Source organism: Phaeobacter sp. HF9A, assembly GCF_011806385.1.
In the GTDB taxonomy this organism is placed as follows: Bacteria; Pseudomonadota; Alphaproteobacteria; order Rhodobacterales; family Rhodobacteraceae; genus Epibacterium.
Window position 1 is genome coordinate 1 of sequence record NZ_JAATOX010000124.1, and the last position, 11,486, is coordinate 11,486.

Below are 11,486 nucleotides of genomic sequence, written 5' to 3' on the forward strand. Positions count from 1 at the left end.
GGGCCGGGGGGGGGGGCCCCCTTATGTGACCCCCTCCCGCCGCTATGTGCGCGACCACGCCGCCCCGATCAATCTGGAATGGGCGCGCGACAATCGCACCACCGGCATTCGCATCCCATTGTCCGGCCCCGCCGCGCGGCGCGTGGAAAACCGCATCGCCGGCATGGATTGCAACCCCTATCTCGGCATTGCGGTATCGCTGGCCTGCGGCTACCTCGGCCTGATGGAAGAGCGCCGCCCCAGCCGCCAGTTCAAGGGCGATGCCTATGATGGCGATGGCGATATTCCCCAGGTGATGGGCCAGGCGCTGGATCTGTTTGACGAGGCCAAGGCGCTGCACGAGGTCCTGGGGCCGGAATTTGCCCGCGTTTACAGCATTGTGAAACGCGCCGAATACGAAGAGTTCCTGCAAGTGATCTCCCCCTGGGAGCGCGAGCACCTGCTGCTGAACGTCTGATCCAGACGCGTCGCGCCCGTTGCGGGTGCGGCGCAGTGGATATTTGCAAAAAAGATGAAAGCCCCGCATCAGCGCCCCTGGCGCGCGTGGCACCGGAAAGACCCAGATGGCGCTGAACCTCCTGCATGCAAATGATCGTCCCGGCAAATACCCCGACAGCTGGTATGCCGCCACCGCCACGCCGGGGGTGCATTACCCCTCGCTGACTGGCGGTGAGCGGGCCGATGTCTGCATCATCGGCGCTGGCTACACCGGGCTCTCGGCAGCGCTGCATCTGGCCGAAGCGGGGCGCTCGGTGGTGCTCTTGGAGGCCCAGCGGGTCGGGTTTGGCGCCTCGGGGCGCAATGGCGGCCAGCTGGGTTCGGGGCAGCGGCAGGATCAGGAAGTTCTGGAAGCCATGCTGGGCCAGGACGACGCGGCCAAGCTCTGGGCGCTCGGCGAAGACGCCAAGGATCTGGTCAAGGGGCTGATCCAGCGTCACCAGATCGACTGCGATCTGAAACCGGGGGTGGCCTGGACCGCCGACAGCGCCCGCGAGGTGCGTCACCTGCATGACTACGGCGCGCATTTACAACAGCGCTATGGCTATGATCAGATCGAGATCCTCGACCAGGAGAGCTGCCACGCCATGTGCCCCTCCCCCGCCTATAAGGGCGGCATTCTCGACCATGGCGCCGGCCATCTGCATCCGCTGAACTATGCGCTCGGTCTGGCCCGGGCTGCCGCCGCCGCCGGGGCACGGATCTATGAGCGCAGCGAGGTCTACGCCATTGAGGACGGCCCCCAGGTGGAGATCCGCACCGGCGAAGGCACCGTGCGCGCCGATCATCTGATCCTGGCCTGCAATGGCTACCTCGGTGGGTTGAATGCGCAGGTGGCGGCGCGGGTGATGCCGATCAACAATTTCATCGCCGCAACTGAACCGCTTGGCGATGAGGCCGCACGGGTGCTGGCGCGCGATGTCGCCGTGGCGGACAGTAAGTTCGTGGTGAACTACTTCCGGCTCAGTGGCGACAGACGGCTGCTGTTTGGCGGCGGCGAGAGCTACGGCTATCGCTTTCCAGCCGATATCGCCGCCAAGGTGCGCAAGCCGATGACAGAGATTTTCCCGCATCTGCGAGATGTTCGAATTGATTATGCCTGGGGCGGCACACTCGGGATCACCATGAAACGCCTGCCCTATCTGGCGCGGCTGTCCCCCCGGATCCTGTCGGCCTCGGGCTACTCCGGCCATGGGGTGGGGACCGCGACCCATGCCGGGCAGTTGATGGCCCAGGCGGTGGCGGGTCAGAGCGAGGGGTTCAATACGATGGCCCAGATCCCTTCAACGCCGTTTCCCGGCGGCGCTCGCATGCGCAGCCCGCTCCTGGTCCTGGCGATGAGCTGGTTTGCGCTCCGGGATCGGCTCGGGATTTGAGATCTCACGACAGGGGGCGCAGCCCCCTGCCCCCCGAGGTATTTTGAGCAAGATGAAAGCCGGAGCCTTCCGTTTCGATGAAGCGGAGCTGAAACTGGCGAATCTCGCAGCGCAGTGCTGGTCGCCCGGGCGCCGCTGACAGCAGGTTTTTGCTCCTTCCGTGCCCGCGCCAAGGCAACAGTTTCGTGAAATTTCTCGCTTCTAAACGCCTGAACATAGGGGAATCCTTGGCTTTTTGAGCGAATTGTTTTATATTTCTGAAAAGGTAAATTCAGGATTTTGAAATATGAGCCAGGCAAACCCTCTCCAGGTCCCGAACGTCCACCAAGGGGAGCCAATCCCCGACTCCGCGCGCGAGGCGATCGAGGCCCTGATGCAATCCGGCGACCTGTTTCGCTACACCGCGCCGCAGGATGCGCCGGTCTCCCTGCTCGAGAGCGAATTTGCAGCACTACTGGGCAGTAAATATGCGCTGGCAGTGTCTTCCTGCTCGGCGGCGCTGTTCCTGGCGCTGAAGGCGCTGGATCTGCCGCGGGATGCGCGCGTGCTGATCCCCGGCTTTACCTTTGCCGCGGTGCCCTCCTCGGTGGTGCATGCCGATTGTGTGCCGGTGCTCTGCGAGGTTGGCGAAAACTACCGCATCAATATGGCCGATTTCGAGGCCAGGCTTGATGAGGATATCGCGGCGGTGATCATCTCGCATATGCGCGGGCATACCTCGGATATGGATGCGATCATGGCGCTTTGTCAGGCGCGCGATATCCCGGTGGTCGAGGACGCCGCACATTCGCTGGGCACCACCTGGCATGGGCGCAATATCGGCACCCTCGGTCAGATCGGCTGTTTCTCGTTTCAATCCTACAAGATGCTGAACGCGGGCGAAGGCGGCATTCTGGTCACGGATGATGCCGATATCGTTGCCCGCGCCGTAATCATGTCCGGCGCTTACGAGCACAACTGGCAAAAGCATAAGCCCGCGCCCGGCGACAATGGCACGGAGCTGGAAGAGGCCTTTGCGCGCTGGCAGAACCTTCTGCCGCTTTATAATTTGCGGATGAGCAACCTGTCTGCTGCGGTGATCCGCCCGCAGATCCCCGAGCTTGCCCGCCGGGTTGCGGATGGGCGCAAGAACCACGATTACGTCGCCGCCAGGCTCAACGCCCATGCAAATTTCCACGTGCCCGCGCCGCTGGCGTCAGAGGAGCGCGCACCGGATTCGATCCAGTTCAACCTCGTCGATATGGACGACGCCCAGATCGAGGCCTTTGCCGCCGCGACCGCTGCCAAAGGCGTAAAGGTGCAGATTTTTGGCCGCTCCAGCGACAATGCCCGCGCCTTCTGGAACTGGCAGTTTCTCAAGGATCTGCCCGAGCTGCCCGAGACCCGCGCCATGCTGATGAAAGCCTGCGATGTGCGCCTGCCGGTGCGTCTCACGCAGGGCGAGCTCGACGTGATTGCCGACATCCTGCTTTCTGCCGCGACGGAAACCATGGCCCGCGTCGCGGCCTGATCCACGCGCAGACCACATGCTCCCCGGGGTCGCGGAATACGCGGCCCTTTTTTGTTGCGCCCGCCGGTGCCTCAAGCGCACGCCGCGCATCGCGCGGCGCCCGGCCCAACCGGGGCGCCTGCATCTATTGATGCAGGCGCCATGGGCGGGAGCCCTCCCGCGCGCCGTTGGTGCATCAAGATGCACCAACGGCCCTTGGGCCGGGCAGCGCGCCTATGGCGCGCTGCGGGCGTATCAAGGCAACGGGCACAAAAAAGCCCCGGATGAACCGGGGCTTTCTGACAGGTAGCAGATGACGCCCCGGCCGGGCTCAGCTCATCTTGGAAAGTTTTTCCTGCAATTCCGCCAGCTGGCGCTTGATGGTCGAGAGATCCTCTTCGCCATCATTGCTTTCGCTGTCCTCGCTGCTGCCGCTGGGCCAGGCGCCGCCAAAGCCGCCTGTCATCGCTTTCAGGAAGGCTTCCTGCTGCGCTTTCATCGCCTCGAACCCCGGCATCTGCGCCATCGGGTTCATGGCGCTCATGTTCTCCATCATCTTTGACTGGCTCTCGCGGAGCATATCAAACGAAGATTGCAGGAACTGCGGCATCACCCCGCCGCCGGGCACCATATAGCTGCGCACAAGATCATTGAGCACATTCACCGGCAGCACGTTTTCGCCCCGGCTTTCATGTTCCGCAATAATCTGGAGCAAATACTGACGGGTCAGATCGTCGCCGCTTTTGAGGTCGATAATCTGCACTTCCCGCCCATCACGGATGAACCCTGCAATATCTTCCAGCGTCACGTAATCGCTGGTCTCTGTATTGTAGAGCCTGCGGCTGGCGTATCGCTTAATGAGCAGAGGTGTGTCCTTATCCGCCATTCTCGCTCCTTCCGAAAATCTGCATTGCAGAAAAATCCTAGGCGAGCCGGTTTGAAAAAGAAAGGACAGAAAGCCAAAAGCAGCTGTCACCAGCCTGACGGAGGTGCCAGCAGGCTGATTGCGCCCCGCCGGAGCGGAGGCGCGCACCAAAAAGGGCAGGTCATTGCTGACCTGCCCCTCTCTTCAGGCATCCGCTTGGTTGGGAGGAGAGCGAAAGCGGGCGCCCGGACGTTTCTCGCGCAGCAGCTTATTTTGCAGCAGCGGCTTTCTTAGCAGCGGTGGTCACCTCTTCGGTGGCTTTTTTCACAGCTGCGGTGGCTTCTTCGGACATGTCCTTGCCAGCCGACATCAGCAGCTCAACGGTGTCCATTTGCACTTTTTTCGCAACTTCGGCGAAGGCGGCCATGTTTTCGGCAGCAACTTCAGCGGAAGCAGACGCGAAATCGGTTGCAACCTTGGCGTAATCGGCGGGCTCTGCCTTGGCTTTGGAGGCTTCGCCGATTTTGGCCAGGGTGTCCTTGGTCCATTTGGAGGAAATCTCGGCGTTCTTTTCAGCCGCTTCCAGCGCAACGGAGGACAGTTTTTCGTTCAGCGCGGCGGTGTTCTTGAAGAAGTCTTCCATGGCGGAGGTGTCCACCGGGAAGGAAGCCATCATGTCTTTCATCATCGCGGAAAAATCTTGGGTCTTGGCCATGGTACTCATTCCTTATCTACGTGTTACCGGCCGTTGCCGGTGGGGTCCAAGCGAGTCGTGTCCCGCTGTTGAGCCCAATATGCATGCTGCGGTGCAGCATTTCAAGTGAAATATGCTGCGTCGCAGAAATTTCACCTTTCTTTTACGAAGACCCCCCGGACCACCCTGCCGGAGCGCGCCAGCAGAGCGCCCCGGGCGGAGACCCCGTCAGAGCGTGGCCTTGGCGCGGACATATTGCCCCGGCGCCGCCTCCAGCACCGGATAATCCTTGGTGCCGGGATCCCGGGCGGGCACCTGCTTGCCAGCGCGTTTTTTCAGCCAGCCCTCCCAGCGCGGCCACCAGGACCCCTCGTTGAACTGCGCACCCTGCATCCAGGCCTCGGCGTCGAGCTTCAGATCCTCATTGGTATAATGGCCATATTTGTTGCGGCTCACGGGGTTGACGATCCCGGCGATATGGCCGGACTGGCTGACGATAAAGCTCTTGGAGCGCGAGCCCATTTGCTGCACGCCGCGATAGCATTGCTTCCACGGGGCAATGTGATCGGTCTCGCAGGTGATCGCCATCAGCGGCACATCGACGTCCCGCACATGCAGCTTGTGCCCCAGGAGATCGAACCCTTCGCCGACGAACTGATTGCCCTGGCACAGCCCGCGCAGATAGCGGATCGCCATCTTGCCCGGCAGGTTGGCCCCGTCGCCGTTCCAATAGAGCAGATCAAAGGCCGGCGGCGTCTCGCCCATCATGTAGCTGCGGATCGCAGGCCCATAGACCAGATCATTGGCCCGCAGATAAGAGAAGGTCCGCGCCATGATGTAATGCGGCATGACACCGTCTTCGCCCACTTCCTCCTCGATCGCATCGACAAAATCATTCTGCAAGAAAGGCGTGAAATCCCCCTGATCGGAAAAATCCGTCAGGGCGGTAAAGAAGGTCGCCGATTTCACCGATTTGTCGCAGCGCTGTTTCATCAGCGACAGCGTCAGGCTGAGCGTGGTGCCGGCGATGCAATAGCCCACCGTATTCACCTGTTTGACGCCGCAGATCTCTTTGACCACCTCGATGGCCTTCAGGAACCCATCCTCGATGTAATCCTCCAGGCCAGTGTCGGCATAGTCCCGCGTCGGGTTCACCCAGGACACGACAAACAGACTATAGCCCTGATCTGTGATCCATTTGATCAGGCTGTTTTGCTCTTTCAGGTCCAGGATGTAGAACTTGTTGATCCAGGGCGGGAACAGCACAAGCGGGATCTCATGCACCGTCTCGGTGGTGGGGCGATACTGGATGATCTCCATCATCCGGTTGCGGAACACCACATCGCCGGGGGTGGTGGCGATATTGCGCCCGATCTCAAAGGCGCTCTCATCCGCCAGCCGCACGATCAGCTCGCCGTTGTTTGCCTCCAGATCGGCCACCAGGTTTTCCAACCCGTCAATCAGCGACTGCCCGTCGGTCTCCAGCGCCTTTTCCAACGCATCCGGGTTGGTGGCCAGAAAATTGGTCGGCGCCATCATGTTGATGATCTGATCCGAAAAATAGCTCAGCCGATGCCGGTCCACCGGGTCCAGATCGTCGATCTCCTCCACCGCGCTGCGGATCAGCTCGGCATTGGTCAGATACTGATCGCGGATATATTTGAAATAGGGGTTTGTTTCCCACATCGGATTGGCAAAGCGACGATCCTTGGGGCGCGGTGCGGGTTTTTCCGCCTCAGCCTCCGCCTCTGTCGCGTCCTCCTCGCCAGCCAGCTGCGCCGCCACCACCTGCGACAGTACCTGCTGTGCCTCGGCGAAATTCATCACCGATTGCCCCCAATAGCGCACCTGCTCTTCGAGCAGTTTTGTCGGATTTTGCGTCATCGACGCCCAATAGGAAGATGCTGCACGTGCAAACAATTCCTGATTCGGAGCGTCCAACCCCGGGTTGTGAGGCTTCTTGTTGGCCATAACCTCGACCAGTCGCTTGGACAATTCCTCCACTCGTTCAAGATTTTCCTTAAGCCGATCAATCTGTTCCACTGAGGTCGTCTCAATTGTCTTGTCGGTTGTTGTCATCTTAAACAAACCCTCTTACTCTTTCTGCTGTGCAGAATACTTGCCTCGCCATTCTACGGCAAAGCGGGCCCAGCTCCGAATCCGCCGGAATGATCCGGCGAAATCCGGCCAGAACCGCGGCACGAAAAGCACCGTTCAAGGAGACGCGCATGCGTAACATGATGTCCTATGATCTGATGGAAACGGTTCGCAACACGAACCAATGGCTTGGCGCGACCGCCCTGTCGATGGCCTCCTACCCGGCCTTTGCGGCCATGCCCAACCCGATGCTCAGCTGGATGGCCGCCTGGGGTCAGGTTACCGAACGCAGCTTTGAGCGCATGGTTGCCAAGCCGGATTGGGGCATCCCCGCAACCACGCTGGCGGATGGCAAGGACCATCTGGTGGAAATCGACACCGTGGTGGAAAAACCCTTTGGCGATCTCATTCATTTCCGCGTCACCGACCGCCCCGAACAGCCGCGCAAGGTGCTGGTGGTTGCACCGATGTCGGGCCACTACGCGACGCTCCTGCGCTCCACCGTCAAGAGCCTGATCGAAAACTGCGAAGTCTACGTGACCGACTGGCACAATGCCCGCGACATTCCGGTCTCTGCCGGCAAGTTCGACGTGGAGGATTACACCCTCTATCTTGTTGATTTCATGCGCACGCTTGGCCCCGACACCCATGTGGTCGCTGTCTGCCAGCCCGCCCCGCTGACCCTCGCCGCCACCGCCTATCTGGCCGAGCAGGACCCCAAGGCGCAGCCCTCCTCCCTGACCCTGATCGGCGGCCCGGTGGACCCGGACGCAACGCCGACCGATGTCACCGATTTTGGCCGTCGCGTCACCATGGGCCAGCTGGAACAGACCATGATCCAGCGCGTTGGCTTCAAATACAAAGGCGTCGGCCGCCCGGTCTACCCCGGCCTCTTGCAGCTCAGCTCCTTCATGTCGATGAATATGGAACGTCACTCCAAGGCATTCTCCGAGCAGATCCTGCGCGTCAGCCGCGGCGAGGCCACCGATCACGACGCCCACAACCGTTTTTACGATGAATATCTGGCGGTGATGGATATGCCGGCGGAATTCTACCTCTCCACCGTGGAGCGGATCTTCAAGAACCGCGAAATCGCCAAGAACGAATTTGTGGTGGATGGCCACAAGGTGGATATCGGCAAGATCACCGATGTCGCGGTCAAGACCGTCGAGGGGTCCAAGGACGATATCTCCGCCCCCGGTCAATGTATCGCCGCGCTGGATCTCTGCACCGGCCTGCCTGACAGCAAAAAAGCCAGCCATGTGGAACCCGATGCCGGGCATTACGGTATCTTTGCGGGCCGATCCTGGCGCAACAATATCCGCCCGCTGGTGATCAACTTCATGGATACAAACAGCCGCAAACCCGCGGCCCGACGCGCCGCAGCGGCGGCAGCGGAATAACCATGGCAAAATCAAACCCGGAGCCGCTGCGCTTTTCCTGCACCTGCGGCAGCCTTTGTGGCCATATCTCGCCCAAGGCAGCAAAAGCGGGCACCCGGGTTGTCTGCCATTGCCCAGATTGCCGCGCGGCGGCGCTCTATCATGGCTGCCCCGATCCGGCGGAGCTCGGCGGCGCCGATCTGATGCATCTCAGCCCCGACGCGGTGATCATCGACCAAGGGGCAGAGCATCTGCGCCTGATGCAGCTCTCGCCCAAGGGGCTTTATCGCTGGTATGCGGACTGCTGCAACACGCCGCTTCTGGCCACTCCGCGCAGCCCGAAACTGCCGCTCGTCTCCATGCGCAGCGCCATCTTTGAAGAGCCCGACCGGCTGGGCAAGGTGGTGGCCGAGGCCTTCGTTCCCCAAAGGGGCAAACCGCCGAGACACAAGGGCGCCGGACGGCTGGTGTTTCAACTGGCCAGCCGCATGATCTCCGCCTGGTCCACCGGTCGATGGAAGAACAACCCCTTCTTTGACAGCACCAGCGGCACCCCGATCGCCACTTCAACAGTGCTGAGCAAAGAGCAACGCAGCGCCCTGACCCGGCCCTGAACCCAAAGTCGGAATATCCCGTGAAAGCCCTTTTGATCATCGACATGCAGATGGAGATGCAGCATCGCATTCTCAAAGGCCAGGACTGTGTAAACCCCGACGCGGGCGCCCGCATCGCCACCCTCGCCGCGCAGTTCCGGCACAACGGCTGGCCCGTGCTTCATATCCGCCACCGCGACGATGATCCCAGCTCGCCCCTGCATCGCGATGCCGCGGGCTTTGCACCGCACCCCTGCGACACCGCCCTGCCGCATGAGCCGGTGTTTGAAAAACAGGCCTCCTCCGGCTTTGCCTCAACCGATCTGGCGGCTTGGCTGACTGCGCAGGGTATTTCAGACCTGGTGGTCACCGGCGCGGTTGCCGGGTTTTGCGTCAATTCCACCGTCCGTGCGGGGGCTGATCTTGGCTTCAACATGACCGTGGTGCGCGACGCGGTGCTCGGGTTCGCCCTGCCCGCCGCCAATCTCTCGGCGCAGGTGATCTTTGACGTCACCATGGCGCATCTTGCCGCAGATTTCGCCACATTGGTCGAGAGCAAGGCCCTGCTGGACACCGCGCCAGCCGCCCTCGGATAGGCCGCGCCGCTCAGGCGCTCTGGCGCAGATCCACCTCCAGATGCGTTTCCTGCGGCTGCAATATCCAGTCACAGAGGATATCGGTCACCTGCTCCGGCTGTTCCATCAGCGGCAAATGTCCCGCATCTTCGATCATCTCGATCCGCGCGTGCTGCATCAGCTCCGCGGTGAACAGCTGCCGTTTCACCGGAATGATCTGATCGTAAAGGCCGCAAATCACCAGCCCCGGCTGTGTCGCCCGCCGCAGCGTGGCCTGCTGATCGCAGCGGCGTTGCAACATGCGGCTCTGCGCCACAAACAGCTCCGGCCCCAGCTCCTCGGCCATATCGGCGACCTCGGCCATGATCCGCCCGCGCAAGGGCCCCGGCGCCAGGGAAGAGGCGGGAAAGACCTCCTGCATGACACCGCGCAACCGCCCGGAGCGCGCGCGGATAATCCAGGGTTCCCGTTCCGCAGCCTTTGCCGGAGGCTCCGGCAAGGGGCTGGCGCCGATCAGCGCAATGCCCGCGATCCGCGACGCGGCCCGCTGCATCATCGACATAGCGACCACACCACCAAGCCCCGCCCCAATGACGGTAAAGCGCGGCGGCAAGTGGTGCAGCAAGCGCTCCGCCACATCCTCGACCCGCTCGGCACCGATGACCGGCGCCACGGTCACCGGCACATGGCGCGACAACGCCCGGATCTGAGGCGCCCAAATGCGCCCATCGCTCATGAAACCTGGCACCACGACGACCGGGTGCTTTGACAGCTCCGCTGGTTCATTCATTGATCTCTGCCCATGTTCTGACGCGCCTATTGATGGCGCTTGGGTTCACTACACGTCCCAAAGTGCAGGGCAGCAAGGACTTTTTCAGTCTGCAAAAAAATGGTTAAGGATGTGTGACCAGCTCAATACCCGTTCCAGCGAAAGGCTCCCTCCTGCGAAAGCGGCGAATAGGGGTTGTGGCTGATCTCCCAGATATGGCCGTCCGGTGCCCGGAAATAGCCAATGGTGCCGCCCCAGAAAACCGGCCCCGCCGGGCGCAGGATCTCCGCCCCCGCCGCCTCGGCTTGGGCCATCAGGGGGGCAACCTCCTCGGCGTTGCGCAGATTATGGCTCAGCGTCATCGCCCCGGTTCCCAGCGCCTCAACCGGCAGGCCCAGATCCTCGGCCAGTTTCTCCAGCGGATAGAGCCCAATGCACTGCGACATCAGATCAAAGGCGACAACCCCATCCGGGCTCTCGGCCCGCTGCCATCCCAGCGCCTCGTAAAACCGCGCAGCGGCCTCCACATCCCTGACCCCAAGCGTGATCAGGCTCACCCGTTGTTCCATGCTCTGCCTCCCTTGCAGCGTTCAATCCCGCGCCAATACTGCTAGATGAGAAAGAACAAAACAAGTACAATTATCATGCGCAGAGCTCCTCCACCGCCGAGCGGATCAAGCCAAGGCAAGGCTCATCCGAAAACCGGTGATCTGCGTCCTTCACCAGCGTCAGCCGCATGTCATCGCAGCTCGCATGCTCCAACAACCGCAGCGCCGTCTCGGTCGAAACCGCCGTATCCGCGGTGCCCTGCAAACAGCGCACCGGAAACGACAGGGCCAGCGAATCGCGCAGCACCAGGTGTCGGCGCCCGTTCTCGACCATCCGCCGGGTGACGATATAGGGCTCCATGTAATCGCTCGGCAGCTCCACCTGCCCGCGCGCCTCCAGCTCTGCCTTCTGCGCCTCCGAAAAATTGGCCCAATAGCCATCCTCGGTGAAATCCGGCGCCGCCGCAATCAGCACCATGCCCCGGATCCGCTCCGCCCGCGCTTTGGCAAGTAACAAGGCCTGCCAGCCCCCCATGGAGGAGCCCACAGGCACGATCCCCCCCGCCGTCAGCGCATCCACCGCCGCCAGCGTATCTTCAT

General features: G+C 61.8%; 11 protein-coding genes and 1 pseudogene. 6 read left to right on the top strand and 6 right to left on the bottom strand.

Annotation, left to right across the window (positions count from 1 at the left end; genetic code table 11):
• From HCZ87_RS17110 to HCZ87_RS17120, 3 genes and pseudogenes are all read left to right on the top strand, one after another.
• Positions 1-457: pseudogene (locus tag HCZ87_RS17110) on the top strand (glutamine synthetase); the annotation flags it as partial.
• A 106-nt stretch (positions 458-563) separates the two neighbouring features.
• Positions 564-1,874, top strand: a complete 1,311-nt coding sequence (locus tag HCZ87_RS17115) for an FAD-binding oxidoreductase (protein ID WP_167645699.1) — start codon at positions 564-566, stop codon at positions 1,872-1,874.
• A gap of 286 nt (positions 1,875-2,160) precedes the next feature.
• Positions 2,161-3,384, top strand: a complete 1,224-nt coding sequence (locus HCZ87_RS17120) for a DegT/DnrJ/EryC1/StrS aminotransferase family protein (protein WP_167645701.1) — start codon at positions 2,161-2,163, stop codon at positions 3,382-3,384.
• Positions 3,385-3,694: 310 nt separating this feature from the next.
• Here HCZ87_RS17120 and phaR read toward each other — a convergent pair whose 3' ends face one another.
• The 3 genes from phaR to phaC all read right to left on the bottom strand — a co-directional run bounded on the left by phaR (position 3,695) and on the right by phaC (position 7,001).
• A complete protein-coding gene (gene phaR / locus HCZ87_RS17125; protein WP_167645703.1) occupies positions 3,695-4,249 on the bottom strand; it encodes a polyhydroxyalkanoate synthesis repressor PhaR in 555 nt (184 codons plus the stop codon).
• Positions 4,250-4,496: 247 nt separating this feature from the next.
• Positions 4,497-4,943 (bottom strand): phasin family protein, encoded by a 447-nt coding sequence (locus HCZ87_RS17130; protein ID WP_167645705.1) that lies wholly within the window; start codon positions 4,941-4,943, stop codon positions 4,497-4,499.
• A gap of 207 nt (positions 4,944-5,150) precedes the next feature.
• Entirely contained in the window at positions 5,151-7,001 is a 1,851-nt protein-coding gene (gene phaC / locus HCZ87_RS17135) for a class I poly(R)-hydroxyalkanoic acid synthase (protein WP_167645707.1), read from the bottom strand.
• A 149-nt stretch (positions 7,002-7,150) separates the two neighbouring features.
• Between phaC and phaZ the strand changes: the two genes are divergently transcribed.
• Genes phaZ through HCZ87_RS17150 form a run of 3 tightly spaced genes read left to right on the top strand, consistent with a single transcriptional unit; the run spans position 7,151 to position 9,590 of the window.
• The gene (phaZ, locus tag HCZ87_RS17140; protein WP_167645709.1) at positions 7,151-8,422 is read left to right on the top strand and encodes a polyhydroxyalkanoate depolymerase; all 1,272 of its coding nucleotides are present in this window, start codon (positions 7,151-7,153) and stop codon (positions 8,420-8,422) included.
• 2 nt (positions 8,423-8,424) lie between these two features.
• On the top strand, positions 8,425-9,015 hold the full coding sequence (locus HCZ87_RS17145) for a DUF6151 family protein (RefSeq protein ID WP_167645711.1): 591 nt from the start codon (positions 8,425-8,427) through the stop codon (positions 9,013-9,015).
• 20 nt (positions 9,016-9,035) lie between these two features.
• The gene (locus HCZ87_RS17150) at positions 9,036-9,590 is read left to right on the top strand and encodes a cysteine hydrolase family protein (RefSeq protein WP_368484140.1); all 555 of its coding nucleotides are present in this window, start codon (positions 9,036-9,038) and stop codon (positions 9,588-9,590) included.
• A 10-nt stretch (positions 9,591-9,600) separates the two neighbouring features.
• On the opposite strand, the gene HCZ87_RS17155 is transcribed toward HCZ87_RS17150, so the two are convergent.
• From HCZ87_RS17155 to HCZ87_RS17165, 3 genes are all read right to left on the bottom strand, one after another.
• Positions 9,601-10,359, bottom strand: coding sequence for an alpha/beta fold hydrolase (locus tag HCZ87_RS17155; RefSeq protein WP_167645713.1), 759 nt, complete (start codon positions 10,357-10,359; stop codon positions 9,601-9,603).
• A gap of 122 nt (positions 10,360-10,481) precedes the next feature.
• Entirely contained in the window at positions 10,482-10,907 is a 426-nt protein-coding gene (locus HCZ87_RS17160; protein ID WP_167645715.1) for a VOC family protein, read from the bottom strand.
• Positions 10,908-10,980: 73 nt separating this feature from the next.
• The coding region (locus HCZ87_RS17165; RefSeq protein ID WP_167645717.1) for an alpha/beta fold hydrolase at positions 10,981-11,486 on the bottom strand (506 nt) is incomplete at its 5' end.